Source organism: Nocardiopsis sp. M1B1 (genome assembly GCF_052466615.1).
The window spans coordinates 6,074,669-6,091,639 of sequence record NZ_CP196194.1; the positions used below are offsets into that span (position 1 = coordinate 6,074,669).

Here is a 16,971-nt window from a genome sequence, read left to right on the forward strand (position 1 = left end):
CCCCCTCAGAACGTGTGTCCCCGCCACCCCGGGTCCGGCGGCGGCGGACTGATGTCCTCCGGCCGGGGGGTGACGGGCGGGCGGGAGGACGAGGTCTCCTCGTCGTAGCCGGTCTCGCTCAGACGCGGTGCGGGCGGACGGACCCGCTCACCGGCGGGGAGCGCCTCGGGACGGCTGTCAGCGGCCCCTTCCCTGCCCGCGGAGATGTCGGACGAGGCCTTGAGGACGCGTCCGAGCGCGAACCCGGCGATGGCGGCGCCGGCCAGGAAGGCGACGGGCCTGCGCCGCGCGAAGCTCCTGGCCTCCTCCACCAGGCCTTCCACGCCGCGTTCGTCCAGGAAGTCGGCGGCTCCGCGGCCGCTGTGGGCGATCTGGCGCACGGCGCCGCTCACCGGGGAGCCCTGCTCCCCGCTGTCGGCCATGGACGACAGTTCGTCGGACCACTGGCGCAGGTTCTGCGACGTGCGCCGGGTCTGCTCCTGGGCTTCCTCGCGCAGGCGGTTCTGGACGTCGTCGGCGACGTGCCGGGCCTCGGTGCGGGCCTCACCTGCCAGGGAGCGCGCTTGGTCCCCCGCGGTGGAGGCGACCTCTCCCGCCGCCCCTCGGGCGGTGTCGGTCAGGCGGCCGCCCGTACCCCCGGGCCCGTCTCTTCCCTCGTGTGAGTGCATCGCCAAGCCTCCTCGGAGTTGGCCTGTTGCTCGGTTGGCACCGCGACTACCCCGCCTCCACCCGGTCATGCACACCGGAACGCCGCACTTCACGCGGGCCGTCGTCCCCGGTCGCGGGGGTGCGGACGGTCTGCGCGGAACGCCTGGCGCCTCGCGCGGAGGATCGGTCGCCGCGCCGTCGCGGGGTACGGGCGAACCGGACGGCCGCCGCGTCGCGCGGGGTCCGGGAAAAGCCGTGGCCGCTCCGGAAGGCGCGTGCTAGCTTGGGCGGAATTTCCCTCCGGAACCGCGAATGCCACCGTCATCACGGGGCTCACGGAGCCGCGACCTTCCTCGACCAGGAAAACGCCCATGTCCGTGGAGAGAACCACCGAATCGTCATTGTTCCTGCGCTACACCTCGTTCGCACTCCTCGGCTCTTCGGCCGATTTCCTTTTCGGCGCGGTTTTCGTCACGATCCTCCTGGGGCGCGGGGCGGACCCGTGGCTGCTGGGGCTGATGCTCGGTTCCACGAACCTGGTGGCCCTGCTGGTGGAGGCGCCCAGCGGCGCGCTCGGCGACCGCTACGGCCACCGCAGGCTGCTGGCGGTGGGGCTCGCCGTGTGGGGCGCGGGTTTCGTGCTGATGGGGTACGCGGACGGGCTCGCGCTGACGCTCGCGTCCATGTACCTGTGGGCGGTCGGCTTCCACCTCCAGTCGGGGACACTGGTCGCGCTCGTGGTGAACCGGATCGGCGACCGCGACCGCCCCGCGCGGATCGCGCGGACGGTGCGCTTCGTCCAGGTGGCGGGCAACAGCGGCGCGGTGCTGGGCGCGGCCTCGGTGATGGTGGCGGGCACCTGGCTGCCCGCGGACTCCCTGGTGCTGGTGAGTGGCGCGGTGCTGGTGGCGCTGGCGTTGCTGGCCCCGGTGTGCTTCCCCCACTCCCCCGGCCAGTCGGGGCGCCCGCTCACCGCGATCGTCCGGGAGTCGGCCGTACTGGTGGCGAGCAGGCGTTTCGTGCCGCTGGTGGCCCTGTCGGCGGCGTCGGTGTCGGGGCTGGCCGCCCTCGTGCTCTCCTGGCAGCCGATGCTCGCGGCCGAGCACGGCGCGGACGTGCGGCTCAACGGCCTGGTGCTGCTGCTGATGATGGCGGCCATGGCGGCGGGGTCCGCGTGTTCGCGGTTCGTGGGGCGCGACCGGCCCCACGTGTGGGGTCCCGTCTTCGCGGCTTCCGCCGGTCTGCCCCTGGTGCTGGCGGTGCACGGGGTCGTTCCGCTGGTGGCGGGGCTGATGGCGGCGGAGTTCCTGTTGGGGTTGGCCGTGGTGCTGTCGCACGTGTGGCAGCAGACGATGTTCTCCGACGCCAACCGCAACACCATGGCCGCGATGTTGGGGATGGTGGGCAACGCGGTGAGGATGCTGACCGTGCTGGCGTTCGGGTGGCTGTGGGAGCTGTTCGGGCTGGAGTGGACGGTGACGGCGGTGGTCGGGTTCGGGGTGGCCGCGGCTCTGGCGACCGTCGCGCTGTCCCGGCGGTTCCCGGAGTCGACGCGGTCCGTCGGGGGCGCGGACGAGGGCGAGGGCTCCCCGGACGCACCGGAACTGGACGGGACGGGCTGATAGCGGCCCGATGGGACGGGCTGCGGGCGGAAAGCACGGATATCGGAGGCGCCGTTCGCGGGCCTTTCCCGGCGGAACGGAAACGGGAGAACCCGACCCCCTTTCCTCTACCCTGGATAATTATCGTGTCCCATGTCACATAAATCTCCGGGCGAACCGCCATATCGCGTTTCGGGGCGGGTGCGGTCGAACTCCGGAAAACGCGCGACGGTAGCATTTCCCGGACATGGGAGGCGCGGCCCGGGCAGCGGTGCGCTCGCGGATGCCGCGGGGCGGCCGGACCCCGCCCGGAGCCGCCGGGAACGGGACGCCGCCGCGCCTTCGCCGGACCGGCCGAGGACGAGGAGAGGGACCATGCGCCTGGCAGAGCTTCTGCGGGAGCGCCCGATCGTACAGGCGCCCATGGCGGGCGGGGCCGCCACGCCCGCGCTGGTGGCGGCCGTGGCGGGAGTGGGCGGAACGGGTTTCCTCGCCGCCGGGTACCTGGCCCCCGAGGCCCTCGCCGACCAGCTCGTGGCGGTGCGCGACGCCGGGGTCGGCGCGTTCGGGGTGAACGTGTTCGTGCCGGGCCCGCCCTCCGACCCGGACGTGGCGGCGTCCTACCGGTCCGACCTGGAGTCCGAGGCCGAGCGGTACGGGGCGCCGGTCGGCACCCCGGTGCACGACGACGACGCGTGGGCGGCCAAGATCGACCTGCTGGCGGAGGCGGCCGTGCCGGTGGTGAGCTTCACCTTCGGCTGCCCGGAGGCCGCCGTGCTGGAGCGGCTGCGCGCGGCGGGCAGTGCCACGGTGGTCACCGTGACCACGGCCGGGGAGGCGCGCGAGGCCGTGGCGCGCGGAGCCGACGGGGTGTGCGCGCAGGGCACGGAGGCCGGGGGCCACCGCGGCTCGTTCGACCCTGTCGGGGACGGCGGTCTGCCGCTGCGGGAGCTGCTGGCGGACGTGGTCGGCGCGGTGGAGGTACCGGTGATCGCCGCCGGGGGGATCATGACCGGGGCCGACGTGGCCGGGGCCCTGGACGCCGGCGCCGCGGGCGCGCAGTTGGGCACGGCGTTCCTGCGCTGCCCCGAGAGCGGCGCCAACCCCGTCCACAAGGCCGCGCTGGCCGATCCCGCGTACACCGGGACGGCCGTGACGTGGGCCTTCACCGGGCGTCCGGCGCGGGGCCTGGCCAACAGGTTCATCGCCGAGCACCCGCGGCAGCCCTCCGCCTACCCCGAGATCCACCACATGACGAAGCCGCTGCGCGCGGCCGCAGCCCGGGCCGGGGACCCCGGCGGGATGGCGCTGTGGGCGGGTGAGGGGTTCCGGGCGGCCAGCGACGATCCCGCGGCGCTGGTCGTGGAGCGGCTGCGCCGCGAGGCCGCGGAGGCGGGCCGGAAGGTCTGAGGGCCGCGGGGCTTTCGAGGAGCGCGGGGGCGGTGCCCGGGTCGCCGGTCGGTGTGGGCGGGGAGACCGGGCCGACCCGATCGGCTGGCGCGAGCCTTGGGAGTGGCGCGGGGAAGGACCCGAACGGTGGGCCGGAATGGTGGACCCGAATGGTGGGCCCGAACGCGGGACAGCCCCGGGCGTGGTGCCCGGGGCCGCGGAGTGAGCCGGTGCGCGGCGCCGCTCAGGCGGGCGCGTAGGTGAGGCAGTCGGCCTGCTGGTGCACGTACCCGACGGAGATGGCCGGGGCCTGGCACTCCAGCTGGACGTTGTGTTCGCAGTTCGACATCTTGCAGGCGCCGACCTGGCCCGTGGCGACGGGGTCGCCGCCCCGGTCACTGGCGCCGAAGAAGGTGTCGCACTGGGCGTGGGAGGAGTTCCCCACGGTGATGGCCAGTGCGTGGCAGGAGTGGTCGGTGTTGTAGGCACAGGCGTCCACCTGGCACGAGTTCACCACGGGCATGTCCATCGCGTTTCCCCCCAGAGCATCGACGGCGCGTTCGAGGCTGCCAGACGGGACGCCCGGCTTCCAGGACACCGCCTCGTGTCACCGCGAGCAGGACGGAGTGTTGACGAAGGCTTGGCGCGGAGGCGACCCGGAGCGCGGTGCGGAGGCGACCCGGAGCGCGGTTCCGCCGTGCCGGACCGGAGTTGTCCACAGGCGGAAGGAGGGGGCGGCGGCACCGACCGTCCGCGCCCTAATCTGGAAACAGGGGGGTCCCCGGACCTGCCTGTCTCGTGCTGCCCGCGCCGCGCTCCGTCAGCGCTCCCGGTCAGCGCCCTCGCCCAGCCCTCCCCGCCGAGCCCTTCCGCGGCCCTCCCCGCCGGACCTCTCCGCGATCCCCCCGTCAGCGTTCCCAGTCGGCGGTCGCGAACGCCAGCCCGTCCGGCAGCCCGGCCCGCCAGCAGGCCCGGTCGTGGCCGCCGTTGTACTCCTCGAACACCGCGAACCCGGGTTCGCGGCCCAGCGCCGCGCCGCGTTCGAGCAGGGCCGCGTGCAGGCGGCGGTTGGGGTCCAGCAGCGACCACTCGTTGGTCCCCGCGGTGAGGTGCACTCGGCCCGGGACCGCGTCCGCGGCGGCCACCAGCTTCGTCATCCGCTCGCTCTCGCCGCCGGTCACCGCGACGTTGGGCCACCAGAACGACCCCGACTGCGACACCGCTCGCCCGAACCTCTCCGGCGCCCGGTGGGCCGCGTACACGGCGGTGAGCCCGCCCAGGCTCTGCCCGGCTACCGCCGTGCGTCCGGGGTCGTCGCTCACACGGTGGTTCCGGCCGAGCCAGGGCAGCAGTTCCTCCCCCAGGAAGGCGACGAAGTCGTCCGAGCACGCCAGCTCCACGACACGGGTGGGCATGTCGAGGGAGTCGACCATGACGGTCAGCGCCGGGGGCAGCGTTCCGTCCGCGACCAGGCCGTCCAGCAGCGGCGCCAGGGGCAGGCCGTGCCAGTCGCGGCCGTCCAGCAGGACGACGACCGGCCAGGGCAGCCCGTTCGGCGGACGCCGGGCGGGTTCGTGGACCCACACGGTGCGGGTGTTACCCAGCAGGTCGCTGGTGATCTCGGCCGCGGTGACCCGCCCGGCCGGGGTCGCCGGGTCGGGCGTGCGCCACAGCTCGGGCGGCGCCTCGGGCAGGGAGACCACGGACAGGTGGTCATCCAGCCGCTCGCGGGCGAGCGGATCGGGAACCGCCCGGGACAGGGCGTCGAACCAGCGGGCGACGGCGGGGCGGTCCTCCGGTTCGGAGACGGCGAGGGCGCGCTCGCGGCGGACGCGCACCGACTCCGGCCACGCCTCGGGCGGCAGGGGTTCGCCGTGCGCGGGGACCGGGGCGACGGAGTAGGAGGCCCGCCAGTCCCCGCGCATCCGGTAGGTCAGGTGCCACACGTCCGTGCCGGGGATCCGCTCCATGCGGTTGGCGTCGTAGGAGGAGGCGTCGGCGACCTTGTTGGCCACGAGCAGGACGTCCGCGAGCTCGTCGCCGCCGCGCCACAGGAAGGTGACCGCGCGGTGCCCGTCCGCGTCGGGCTCCCCGACCAGGGGCGTCCCCTCCTCGGCGACACGGCACCAGAACGCCTCCGGGTCGCGGGCCGCCTCGGCGGCGCACGGGGTGGTGACGCGCTCGGGGCGCACGTTCGGCTTGAGGCGCGGGGGGATGGTGTGGAAAGCGGGTGTCGGTGCGGACACGGGGCGGCCTTTCTGTGCGGTCGGGTGTGGGGCCTCACCGCTCGCGGGAACGGGCTCCCCGCCCGGGTCGGCGGCGCGGCGCGCGTCGGCGGGCCCCAAACGGGGCTCACCGGTGGGTTCCGCAAGCAGGTCCCGCCAGCGGGTCTCACCGACGGGCTCACCGGCGAGACCTCAGCGGCCGGGAACCGCCTCCACCGCGCGGAGGAGGCGGAACAGGTCCTCGACCTGCCGGTCGTCGAGCCCGTGCTCCAGCGGTGACCGGGACGTGAGCCCCGCGCCGATCGCCTCGACGGCCCGGCCGCCCTCCTCGGTGAGTCGCGTCACACGCATGCGCCGGTCGCTCCTGGAGGGGACCTTGCGGACGAGCCCCCGTTCCTCCAGTTCGCCCGTGACGATCGACACGCGGGAGGCCGTACAGCCGAGCTGGCGCGCCAGCGCCGTCTGGGAGGGGTCGTCGCGCAGCGCGCGCAGGGTCCGTGCCTGGAAAGCGGAGAGCCCGTGCTCGGCGGCCAGTTCGGTGAGGAGTCCCTCCAGGCGCTGGGCCACACGCAGGAGGGCCTCTCCCACGTCACGGAGCGTGGGTGGGACCTCCCGCTCTGGTGTGACAGGCATCCCGGCGCGGTCGGACGGGGGCTGGGCGGCCACGCTTCGCTCCACTCCACGAGTTGACATGAGGGTAGGCATACCTAACTATACTTTTCATGAAGCAAGCAAATTCCTTCCACAGCCTAGCGACCTGCGGTGTCGTCGCCGCCCTCGTGTTCCCCCTCGCCGCGTGCGGCGCCCCGAGTGCTGGGGAGGAGGCCCCGGCGGAGGCCGGGGAGACCCGGACGGTCACCCACATGTACGGCGAGACCGAGATCCCCGCCGACCTCCAGAACGTGGTCTCGGTGAGCGTCACCGCCACTTCGGCCCTGCTGAGCCTGGACGTCCCGGTCACCGCCTCCGCCACCACCGCCCCGAGCGCGCTGACCGACGACAACGGCTTCTTCGCCCAGTGGGCCGATGTCGCCGACGAGCGCGGCGTGCAGCCGCTGGCCGGTCCGGAGGTGGACATCGAGGAGGTCGCCTCCGCCCAGCCCGACCTCATCGTGGGCAACGGGTTCGGGGCCGACGCCGTGGACGAGGCCGTCTACGAGCAGCTGTCCCAGGTCGCGCCGACCGTGGTCTACGGCGAGTCCGACATGGCGTGGCTGGACGTCACCGACCAGTACGCCGAGGCGTTCGGCCGCCAGGAGCGGGCCGCGGAGATCACGGAGGAGTACGAGCAGTTGGTCGCGGACACGTCCGGGCGGCTGTCGGCCGAGCACGACGTGGTGATCCTGACCGGGACGCCCAACGGGTTCAACGTGTTCACCGAGGAGTCCGCCCAGGGAAGGCTGGCCACCGACCTGGGCCTGACCCTGCACGAGCTTCCCGACGACCTGGCCGCCCCCTCGGCCCAGGGCGGCAGCGGGCGCGGCGACATCGTGCAGGTGGCCACCGAGCGGGCATCGGACTTCGGCGACAGCACGCTGCTGTTCGTCAACACCCAGGGCCAGGAGCCCGAGGACTACCTGGAGACGGCCCCGGTCCTGGAGAACCTTCCGGCGTGGGAGGACGGCCGCGTGCTCACGCTGGGCGCGACCTCGTTCCGGATGGACTACTACAGCGTGCCGCTCGCGGCCGAGCGCCTGGCCGAGGTCCTGGGCTCCTGAACGCGCGGGGGCGGGCGTGTCACCCGCCCCCACATACCCGCTGAACTGTGCTAATACCGCTGGCCCCTCCACAGAATCGCCAGAATCAGCCCCCCTTTACCTGGGCCTTAATCCAGCCCTCCTGACAGGGGAAGGTTGCTTTACGGGCATAGCGAGAAGCACGCCGATATAGCCACACACAGCGCCTTGCTCGCGGTTGTGGTGTGCCCGCGCGTCACGTAAAGCGAGGACACACGACAACCGCAAACTCACTCCATCTCAAAGCGCAGGTCGGTGATGGTGGACAGATCGATGCCATAACGGGCATAGACCTTGGTGGTGTTCTCGCCCGTCAGGTCCGCCTCGGCGTAGCCGAGCAGGGCCGCGACGCGTACCACCTCGGCTCGGCTGTCGGCCTCGATCTCCAGGTAGGCGGGGATGCGCGGCCAGGTGTCGATCTCCAGTTGGGCGCCGTCCAGGGTGAAGCTGTGGCGGCGGTTCTCCTGGTAGGCCTTGGGGGTGTAGCCGAGCTTGCCCAGCAGGGCGTTGGCGGTGGCAAAGTCACCCACGGTGGTCTCGGTCTCGCGGGTGCCGCCGATGGCGTCGGAGTCGATCTCCTTGACCGTGAGCGTGACCTGGTCTCCGGTGTCGCGCAGGCGTACCCACCGGGAGGCGTCGCCGGGTTCGATGTCGTAGACGTAGCGGCGCTGGAGCACCTCGCCCAGGTCGGTGCCGCCCTTGTCGAGGATGCGCTGGGTCACCTGGTCGACGTCGATGTCCAGGACCTTGGCCTCGTACTCGATCACGCTCATGGCGTCGGGTTTCCTTCCGTGCTGTGTGTCGTGGTGGGAGAGGACGTAGGGGTGCGGTGGGCGGCTTCCAGCCTGTCACGGTCGGTCTGGCGAAAGCGGAGGATCTCGTCCTTGACGGGGGAGCGGAGGAAGTTCTCGATCGGCTGGCACAGGTCCATGCGTTGCAGGCACACACCCACCAGGTAGCGCCCATGACGATCGCGGTACAGGCGCAGGCCGTAGAAGCCTTCCTGACAGTCGGTGTCGTTGTTGAACCGGCACCCCTGGCAGGTGGTGGGCAGGCGTACCGGGCGAATCCACTTGACGTGGATACGGCGTTGCCCGCCGTCGATGCGGTAGGCGGTGCGTGCTCCGGAGGCTCCGGCGGTGAGGTGGTGGGCCTCGGTGACGGCACCGCGTTGGGCCAGGAGCTCGTGGATGGCGTTGATGGAGTTCTGCCCGTGGTCGAGGGAGTTGAGCAGGCGTACGGACAGTTCGGGGGCGTAGGCGTCCAGGAGCCGGTGGACGCGGTCGATGTGGGTGTGGTCGAGGACGACGATGTTGGCGCTGGCCCGGACCCCGTGGTTGACGCAGGCCTGGATGGAGGCGTGCAGGGCCTCGATTTTGGTGGCGGCTTTGGCCGGGTCGCGGAAGCGGGCGTGCTGGACCTGGGCGAGTTCTTCGGGTGTGGTGCCGAAGACGGAGAAGTTGACGCGGTCGAGCCCCGCCCCGGCGCAGGCGGAGATGTGCCGGGCACCGTTCTCGCCGTTGGAGGTCATGCACACCCGGTAGCCCTGGGCTGTGGCGAGGCGGACCAGCTCGGGCAGGCGCGGGTGGAGTGTGGGTTCTCCTCCGGTGAGGTGGAGTTCGGTGAACCCCATGCTCCGGCGTAGCTGCCGCAGGGCATGAGCAAAGTTCTCATCGGGCGCGATGGTGGCGGGCAGGAAGGCGGCTCCGTTGGTGGCTGCGTAGATCGACATCCGCCCCGAAGTACCGGAAGTGGTGAAAGGTCCAGGGCCGCGGTTGCGGTTGTCGACCACGACTGGTGTGCCCTCGTTGTGGCAGAAGGTGCAGGTCATACCGCATGCGTCGAGGATCTTCACTCGCAGGGTGGTGTCGGTGCCGATGTAGGTCGGCACGGGCTCGGGGATCGGGGGAACGTCCACGGGCAGGCTCCTGTGACGGCGCTCGCGATGGAGCGGGGAGGTTGTGTCACAGGCGACGATTCCGTTGCGGGTACCGCTCCTCCCATTCCTGATGGATATCCCCCTCGGAGATAATCGGGGCCGAGTCCGCGTCGGCCGAAGGGAATCCATGCCTGGTCGTTCCTGGGAGCAGATCACCATCCCGGCCTGGGCCTGGGAACGTCAGGAGACACAGCGGGTCCTACGCGAGCGCGACATCGCTGGCCTGTTCCGGCTGGCCCAGGCACACGGTGCGAGTCAGACACGGATCGCGTCAGTGACCGGCATCGCCCAGGGACGGGTGAGCGAGATCCTCAGCGGCAGGCGCACGGTCAGTTCACTGCGGTTGATCGAGCGGATCGCCGACGGGCTCGACATGCCCGACCTCTCACGTGTCCTGCTCGGCCTGGCACCCCGACAGCCGCTCACGGACACGGAGAAGTCTGTCGCTGGTGACCGCGTCGCTGCTGTCACCCCGATGAGCGCATCAGCTCTCGATCACCAGGTGCGGGAACGCTTGGAAGTCGCCTCAATCGACCAGACGCTCATCACCCTGTTCGAGGAGCAGACACAGAACCTGCGCCTGATCGACCGGAAACTGGGCGCTCACTACCTCCTGGCGCAGAGTCAGGCCCATGTCCAGCAGATGGAGGAGCTGCTACGCCAGTCCATCCCGGGGGCCGCACGGCGCAGCTTGGCCCGCGCGTTGGCCGAGGCAGCGTCCCTGACCGGATGGCAGGCCCTTGACGCGGGTCGCGCGGCGACGTCCTGGCGGTACTACGAACTCGCCAAGGCGGCGGCTCGCGAGAGCGGGGACCCCGTGGTCCTGGCCCACGTGAGCGCCGAACAGATCTACGTACTGCTGGACAGCGGCCAAGCACCGGAAGCACTCACCGTGATCAGAGCCGCGCACAAGGACGGCGGTGGGGCGCTGCCCACGTTGCTGCGCTCGTGGATGTGGGCCGCCGAAGGAGAAGTGCACGCCTGTCTGGGGCAGAAGGTGGAGTCCCAGAAGGCCTTGGAACGGGCCTTCGCTCTTCTCCCCCAGCAGCCGGATGATCCCGCGTTGCCCTTCCTCATGCTGGACCAGACCCATTTGCTGCGCTGGCGGGGTCACTGCCTTGCACGCCTCGGTGTGCCCGAGGCGATCGAGGACCTCACCCGGGCTTTGGTGGACATCGCGCACCTCGGGCTGGGGCGCGCCGAGGCCGGTCTGCGCACCGATCTGGCCATGGCCTACGCCGCTTACGGCGACCTCACTCAGGCCCGTGGACAGGCGCGACGCGCCGTCGAGCTGTCGAAGCGTTCCGGTTCGGTCCGCCAGCGCGCCCGTCTGGCCCGGTTACTGGAACCTCGGGCTCTGTCAGGAGGCGAGCAGGTGGAGTAGGGCGATGAGGGTGCCTGAGCTCTGCACACGCCCCTCAGCGATCAGGGCACGGGTCTTGGCCAGGGGCACCCACTCATAGACGCCCTCGTCGAACTCGGTCGGGTCCGCGACGAGTTCAGCTTCACGTCCGACGAAGACGTGGTGGGGGCTGCGGACCGTGCCGATCATCGGCTCGAACGTGGCCACGTGCTCCACCGAACCGACCCGGTGCCCGGTCTCCTCCAGAGCTTCACGAACGGCGGTCCGTTCCGGTGTCTCCTCGGGATCCAGGAGCCCGCCGGGCAGCTCCCAGCCCCACACGTCAGGCACGAACCGGTGCCGGTAACTCATCAGCACGTGCTCTTGGGTGCGGTCCAGGACCGCGATCACCGCGGCCGAGGGCAAGGTCACGGTGTGGTGCTCGAACCTGTTGCCCGAGGGTGTGGTGATGTCGGCCTTACCCAGCCGCACCCACGGGTTGTCGTACAGAATGCGCTCACCGTGCACCACCCAGCGACCCCGGCCATCCTCGTTCCTGTCCATGCCCAGAAACTACCGTGACGGTCTGCCTGCGGCACTTTCCATGTTCGGCTATCGACAGGGCCCTCCCGCGTCGAGCAGAAGGGCACCGTGAAACCGGCATCAGTGGGTGATGGGTTCGGCCTGTGGGTACCTCGGTGGTTCCGAGGCACCCGAGACGGCTACGACCGAAGCACCTTGAGGATGTTGAGGAGGCTGGTCCACTCGGGGGTGGTGAAGGCGAGGTGGCCGAGCTCGCGGTTCTGGGTGTCGCGCACGGCCGTTGCACCGGGAAGGTCCGCGACCTCGACGCACTGGGGGCCGTCAGGGTTGCTGTGGCTGGACTTGCGCCACCGTGCGGTGTTCATGTCCATGCGGGACCTCGTCTCCGGTTCGCGCTTCATGCGCTCAAGTGTTCCAGAAGGGCGGTGGAGTCCGGAACGGAGAGCGCGCTGCCCTGGGTACGGCTGAACACCAGCCTATGGCGGTTGATCTCGGCCTCGGATTCCAGGTAGAAGCCGTCACCGCGTGATTCGAGGAAGACCACGCTGTCCGCGTTGTTGCCATCGCTGAAGCTCAGGATGGTGAAGGGAAGGCCTCCCGCGGCATGCGCCCCGGAGGAGAAGGGGAGCACCTGGATCTCCACGTTGGGGCGCTGGCCGACGTCCAGCAGGTGGCGGGTCTGTTCACGCATCACCTCGGGTCCGCCGATCTGACGCCGCAGGGCCGCTTCGTCGATGACGACGAAGATCAATGGAGGCTCCTGCCGTTCCAGGATGTTGTGCTGTCGTTCGAGCCTGCTCTTCAACCTCTGTTCAGCCTGGTCACTGGTGTTTCCGACGGCGGAGGCCAACAGAGCGGAGATGTAGGCGGGGGTCTGTAGTAGGCCGGGCACCAGACCGATGTTGAACTCCTGGATCATCGTGGCCTCCGCTTCCAGGCCGACGAAGGCACCGGGGAGGACGTCCTCGTACTGGAGCCACCAGGGTTTGTGGGTCCGCGAATCCCGTGCGATCTGGATGAGCTCCTCCGCGACATCGCTCGGCGCGCTGTAGAGCTGGCACAACGCCATGATGTCTCCCGCCTTCAGGCGCTGGAAGCTGCCGGCTTCCAGGCGTTGGATCTTGGCGCGGCTCCAGCCCAGGTTCTTCCAGACCTCGTCCTGTGTCAGCTTCGCCGCGTTGCGCAGGCGTCGGAGTTGGATGGCCAGGTAACGCCGTCGGACAGGCACGCCGGTTGCCATGGGTTTCTCCTCTGCTGTGACTGCTGACACCTGGCTGACAGTCTTCCAGGTCTGAAGTGAACTATTGCGACTTTGATGCAGATGCTAGACGCTACCCTTGTCAAATGAGGCGGCCTCATTTAGCTTGTATTGCATTGAGCCTACACATCGCTGGACAACGGCGTAGGAGCCTCCACCTGTGGGGACGCCGCGTGCTCTCGTCAGCGTCTCTCTTCGCTCACCCCATGCACTTCTGACACTTGGAGGAAGCACGATGGATGGTTTTGGCGTACCGCAGCCGAGGCGGGCGGTGGGGGCGATGGGGGGCAAGCTGCCGCGTCGGTGTGGAGCAGGTGCTGGGACCGGGGTGCGCACGGCGTTCTTCGGGGCGGAGGTGAACCAGGCGCCGCAGATACGTAGCTGGTGCCAGCGGGGTGCCCGGGTCCAGGCGCACCTGACCTTTCCTCTGGTGCTCGTGGTCAGTGAGCTGGTGAACAACGCCTGGTTGCACACCGCCTCCGGTGCTCCGGGCGGCCGGGTGAAGATCCAGATGCGGCATCTTCCCGACCGTCTCATCCACCTGGCGGTCACCGACGACGGGCCGCGACCGGGCCAGCCCGCGAGCCTTCCTCGTCTGTCACCGCGCAGCGAGGACCTTCGCGTCGGCGGACGCGGCCTGCACCTCGTGGACCGCCTGTCCGTGGCGTGGGGCTGGAACGGCGAGCCCAGCACGCCCCTGACGGTATGGGCGCACGTCGACCCCTACTCACCCGTCCCCGAACCCGACGACGCCGTCGCGGCCTGAGAAAACACTGCCACCGGAGCGGGAGGCACAGCCTCGCCGGGACCGAGGACACCCGTCCCAAAGCAACAGGAAGCAAGGTGCCCCGGCCGGTGCGCCAACACCGGTCCGGGGCTCGATCAACCACCTGAACCAACCAGGAGGAAGACCGTGGAAAACCCTACCGGCCGACACCGCAGGCCCCGCCAGAGCCTGGCCGGACGCGTGTGGGCGCTGACCGCCGCCGTGCTGGCCGTAGCCCTGGCCTACGTGTTCGTCCCCCAGCGCCCCCGCCGCGAGAGGGTCGCGCTCACGCCACCGCCCCGGCGCCGGGAGCTACCGCCCACGCCCTTGACCAGCGAGCGACGTGCCCACGCGCAGCGCGGCTCCCAGCTCACACGGGCGCTCGCCCCTCACACCGATGGGATCCGCGTCCCCCTTCCCCGTCCCCGTGAGGACGAGGCCCCCGGCGCGCTCGTCCGCCCCTACATGCCCCCGCTCCCCAGCGTGCCGGGCGGCGACCTGCTGGCCGATCCCATCCAACCGGTCCAGCTCGCCCAGACCACCCATGAGCCGACCGACGACCTCGCGGACCTGGCCGCCGTCATACGCGTCTACCTCGACACGGTGGGCTGAGTCCCGCGGGGGCATGCCACGGGCGGTGTCCACCACGGGCACCGCCCGGCGCCGTGCGGCGGACGCAGCCGATGCCGCGCGGCGGGCTCGATCTGTGCCGTGCGGCAGACCCGACCGGTTGCGGACAGCACGGATCCCGCCGGGCGGCTGTCCGCTTCTGACCAGGTGGTTCGCGTCAGCCACCGTTCGACTCCCCGTCACCTACCAGTTGGTAACAATTGGGTCCGCGTGTCCCTCCGGCTCTGGAGACTGTGACAGCGGACACCCTAGGGTTCCGCCATGGGTGTAATGCGCAAGAGTGTCCTTGTTCGCGTACTTCTGGGCTTCCTCGCCGCGGTCGTGGTGCTGGCCCTGGTCGGCGCGCTCCTGGGGATATGGACCGTCCGGAGGTCGTTCCCGGAGACCTCCGGAGAACTCCCGCTGCCGGGGCTGGAGTCCTCCGTCACCGTGCTGCGCGACGAGCACGGCGTCCCCCACGTCTACGCGGACAACACCCACGACCTGTTCATGGCGCAGGGCTTCACGCACGCCCAGGACCGCTTCTGGGAGATGGACTTCCGCCGCCACGTCACGGCCGGGCGCACCGCCGAGCTGTTCGGCCCCGACCAGGTGGACACCGACGTCTACCTGCGCACCATGGGCTGGCGGCACGTGGCCGAGCAGGAGTACGAGCTGCTCGCCCCCGAGACGCAGGCCCACCTCGACTCCTACGCGGCCGGGGTCAACGCCTGGCTGGCCGAGAACGACGGCACCGAGGCCAGCCTGGAGTACGGGCTGCTCTCCGTGCTCAATGGCGGCCACGAGATCGAGGAGTGGACGCCGGTCGACAGCCTCGCCTGGCTCAAGGCCATGGCCTGGGACCTGGGCGGCAACATGACGGAGGAGACCGAGCGCGCCCAGTTGCTCGACGCCGGGCTGACCCGCGAGCAGATCGAGGAGCTCTATCCGGCCTACCCCCACGAGGAGCACCTGCCCATCACCGACACCGACGAGCACGGTCAGGCCGGGGCCGACGGGGAGTCCGGGGGTTCCGAGGACTCCGACGAGGCGGACCTGCGGGAGGCCGACGAGCGGAGCGCCCCCGAACTGCCGGGGGAGGCCGTCTCCGCGCTGACCGGGGTGGCCGCCACCGCGGCGTCACTGCCCTCGATGCTCGGACCCAGCACCAGCCCCGACCTGGGGTCCAACTCGTGGGTGGTCGGGGGCGAGCACACCGAGAGCGGGCTGCCCCTCCTCGCCAACGACCCCCACCTGGGCGCGTCGATGCCCTCCACCTGGTACCAGATCGGTCTGCACTGCACCGAGCTCACCGAGGCGTGCCCCTACGACGTCAGCGGCTTCAGCTTCTCCGGCCTGCCCGGTGTGATCATCGGGCAGAACGAGTCGATCGCGTGGGGGTTCACCAACCTCAACCCCGACGTCATGGACCTGTACGTGGAACGGATCGAGGGCGACGGCTACGTGGTCGACGGCCGGGCCCGGCCGCTGGAGACCCGTGAGGAGACCGTCCGGGTCGCGGGCGGCGAGGACGTCGACATCGTCGTGCGCTCCACCCACCACGGGCCGCTGCTGTCCGACACCGCCGCGGGCGCGAACCTGGAGGCGCTGGCGGAGGAACCGGAGCTGGAGGGCGCGGAGGAGGGCGAGTACGCCGTCGCCCTGCGGTGGACCGCGCTCCAGCCGGGCAGGACCGCGGACTCGATCTTCGCGCTGAACCGGGCCCGCGGCTGGGAGGACTTCCGGGAGGCGGCCAGCCAGTTCGAGGTCCCCGCGCAGAACCTCGTCTACGCGGACGGTGAGGGGAACATCGGCTACCAGGCCCCCGGGCTGGTGCCGGTGCGCGGCGAGGGCGACGGCCGCTACCCGGCGCCCGGCTGGGACTCCGCCTACGACTGGGAGGAGGAGTACCTCCCCTTCGAGGAGCTGCCGAGCGTGTACAACCCCGAGTCGGGCTTCATCGTGACCGCCAACCAGTCGGTCGTGGACGCCGACTACGAGCACATGCTCACCGGCGACTGGGACTACGGGTACCGGTCACAGCGGATCAACGACCTGCTCGCCGAGGCGATCGGCGAGGGGCCGGTGACCGGTGAGGACATGTCGCGCATCCACATGGACTCCTTCCACGGCGGCGCGGTCGAGGTCGTGCCGCACCTGTTGGAGGCGGACGTCGACGGGGTCACGGCCCAGGCCCGGGAACAGCTGCGGGAGTGGGACATGTTCACCGAAACCGACTCCGCCGGGGCCGCGTTCTACCAGGCCACCTGGCGTCACCTGCTGCCGCTGCTGTTCGACGAGCTGGAGCCGCTGACCATGAGCGGCAGCTCGCGCGGGATGTACGTGGTGGGGCAGTTGCTGGAGGACCCGGACTCGGACTGGTGGCGGGGCGCCGAGGCCAGCGGGCGCGAGGAGGTGCTGGCCGCGGCGATGGACGCCGCCGCGCAGGAGCTGACCGAGCTGCTGGGAGAGGACCCCGCCGACTGGCGCTGGGGGGACCTGCACACCCTGACCGCGACCCACGAGTCGTTCGGAACGTCGGGTATCGGTCCGGTCGAGTGGCTGTTCAACCGGGGCCCGGTGGAGAGCTCGGGCGGGGCCAGCATCGTCAACGCCACGGGCTGGGACCCGACCGCGGGGTACGCGATCACGGCGGTGCCGTCGATGCGGATGGTGGTGGACCTGGCCGACCGCGACGCGTCGACGTGGGTGCACCTGACCGGCAACTCCGGACACGCCTTCCACCCCAACTACGACGACCAGCTGGAGCCGTGGAGCCGGGGCGAGACCCTGCCGTTCGCGGTCACCGAGGAGGCCGTGCGCGCGGCCGCCACGGATGAGCTGGTCCTCAACCCGTAGGGACGGTCGTCCGGAACCGGCGCGGGTGGGAACCACGGGGTTCCGCCCGCGCCGGT

General features: G+C 70.9%; 16 protein-coding genes. 7 read left to right on the forward strand and 9 right to left on the reverse strand.

Annotated features, from left to right (window positions below; all coding sequences use genetic code 11):
- Positions 1-5: 5 nt before the first annotated feature.
- Positions 6-668, reverse strand: a complete 663-nt coding sequence (locus ACSTA4_RS26350) for a hypothetical protein (RefSeq protein WP_444961429.1) — start codon at positions 666-668, stop codon at positions 6-8.
- 351 nt (positions 669-1,019) lie between these two features.
- On the opposite strand from ACSTA4_RS26350, the gene ACSTA4_RS26355 reads away from it, so the two are divergent.
- A complete protein-coding gene (locus ACSTA4_RS26355; protein ID WP_444961430.1) occupies positions 1,020-2,270 on the forward strand; it encodes an MFS transporter in 1,251 nt (416 codons plus the stop codon).
- A 354-nt stretch (positions 2,271-2,624) separates the two neighbouring features.
- A complete protein-coding gene (locus ACSTA4_RS26360; RefSeq protein WP_444961431.1) occupies positions 2,625-3,659 on the forward strand; it encodes a nitronate monooxygenase in 1,035 nt (344 codons plus the stop codon).
- Positions 3,660-3,882: 223 nt separating this feature from the next.
- On the opposite strand, the gene ACSTA4_RS26365 is transcribed toward ACSTA4_RS26360, so the two are convergent.
- The 3 genes from ACSTA4_RS26365 to ACSTA4_RS26375 all read right to left on the reverse strand — a co-directional run bounded on the left by ACSTA4_RS26365 (position 3,883) and on the right by ACSTA4_RS26375 (position 6,451).
- The gene (locus tag ACSTA4_RS26365; RefSeq protein WP_274974980.1) at positions 3,883-4,167 is read right to left on the reverse strand and encodes a DUF1540 domain-containing protein; all 285 of its coding nucleotides are present in this window, start codon (positions 4,165-4,167) and stop codon (positions 3,883-3,885) included.
- A gap of 379 nt (positions 4,168-4,546) precedes the next feature.
- Entirely contained in the window at positions 4,547-5,884 is a 1,338-nt protein-coding gene (gene fes / locus ACSTA4_RS26370; RefSeq protein ID WP_444961432.1) for an enterochelin esterase, read from the reverse strand.
- Between the two features lie 171 nt (positions 5,885-6,055).
- Positions 6,056-6,451, reverse strand: a complete 396-nt coding sequence (locus ACSTA4_RS26375) for a MarR family winged helix-turn-helix transcriptional regulator (protein ID WP_444961433.1) — start codon at positions 6,449-6,451, stop codon at positions 6,056-6,058.
- Between the two features lie 134 nt (positions 6,452-6,585).
- On the opposite strand from ACSTA4_RS26375, the gene fepB reads away from it, so the two are divergent.
- Complete coding sequence (fepB, locus tag ACSTA4_RS26380; protein WP_444961434.1) at positions 6,586-7,581, forward strand: Fe2+-enterobactin ABC transporter substrate-binding protein; 996 nt, start codon at positions 6,586-6,588, stop codon at positions 7,579-7,581.
- A gap of 248 nt (positions 7,582-7,829) precedes the next feature.
- On the opposite strand, the gene ACSTA4_RS26385 is transcribed toward fepB, so the two are convergent.
- Together ACSTA4_RS26385 and ACSTA4_RS26390 are read right to left on the reverse strand one after the other, a co-directional pair.
- Positions 7,830-8,372 (reverse strand): class IV adenylate cyclase, encoded by a 543-nt coding sequence (locus ACSTA4_RS26385; RefSeq protein ID WP_444961435.1) that lies wholly within the window; start codon positions 8,370-8,372, stop codon positions 7,830-7,832.
- Complete coding sequence (locus tag ACSTA4_RS26390; RefSeq protein ID WP_444961436.1) at positions 8,369-9,517, reverse strand: radical SAM protein; 1,149 nt, start codon at positions 9,515-9,517, stop codon at positions 8,369-8,371. Before ACSTA4_RS26390 ends, ACSTA4_RS26385 begins: the two co-directional genes overlap by 4 nt.
- A 148-nt stretch (positions 9,518-9,665) precedes the next feature.
- On the opposite strand from ACSTA4_RS26390, the gene ACSTA4_RS26395 reads away from it, so the two are divergent.
- Positions 9,666-10,922: a helix-turn-helix domain-containing protein gene (locus ACSTA4_RS26395; protein WP_444961437.1), complete on the forward strand. Its 1,257-nt coding sequence runs from the start codon at positions 9,666-9,668 to the stop codon at positions 10,920-10,922.
- Here the strand turns inward: ACSTA4_RS26395 and ACSTA4_RS26400 are convergent.
- The 3 genes from ACSTA4_RS26400 to ACSTA4_RS26410 form a co-directional block, all read right to left on the reverse strand.
- Complete coding sequence (locus tag ACSTA4_RS26400; RefSeq protein WP_444961438.1) at positions 10,899-11,444, reverse strand: NUDIX hydrolase; 546 nt, start codon at positions 11,442-11,444, stop codon at positions 10,899-10,901. The genes ACSTA4_RS26395 and ACSTA4_RS26400 overlap by 24 nt on opposite strands.
- A gap of 158 nt (positions 11,445-11,602) precedes the next feature.
- Entirely contained in the window at positions 11,603-11,824 is a 222-nt protein-coding gene (locus ACSTA4_RS26405) for a DUF397 domain-containing protein (RefSeq protein ID WP_444961439.1), read from the reverse strand.
- Complete coding sequence (locus ACSTA4_RS26410; protein WP_391521813.1) at positions 11,821-12,663, reverse strand: helix-turn-helix domain-containing protein; 843 nt, start codon at positions 12,661-12,663, stop codon at positions 11,821-11,823. The genes ACSTA4_RS26405 and ACSTA4_RS26410 overlap by 4 nt, the downstream gene beginning before the upstream one ends.
- Before the next feature lie 346 nt (positions 12,664-13,009).
- Here ACSTA4_RS26410 and ACSTA4_RS26415 point away from each other — a divergent pair, with 346 nt between their 5' ends.
- From ACSTA4_RS26415 to ACSTA4_RS26425, 3 genes are all read left to right on the forward strand, one after another.
- Complete coding sequence (locus ACSTA4_RS26415; protein WP_444961440.1) at positions 13,010-13,447, forward strand: ATP-binding protein; 438 nt, start codon at positions 13,010-13,012, stop codon at positions 13,445-13,447.
- Positions 13,448-13,594: 147 nt separating this feature from the next.
- The gene (locus ACSTA4_RS26420) at positions 13,595-14,059 is read left to right on the forward strand and encodes a hypothetical protein (RefSeq protein ID WP_444961441.1); all 465 of its coding nucleotides are present in this window, start codon (positions 13,595-13,597) and stop codon (positions 14,057-14,059) included.
- A gap of 288 nt (positions 14,060-14,347) precedes the next feature.
- Positions 14,348-16,915, forward strand: coding sequence for a penicillin acylase family protein (locus tag ACSTA4_RS26425; RefSeq protein WP_444961442.1), 2,568 nt, complete (start codon positions 14,348-14,350; stop codon positions 16,913-16,915).
- Positions 16,916-16,971: the final 56 nt, after the last annotated feature.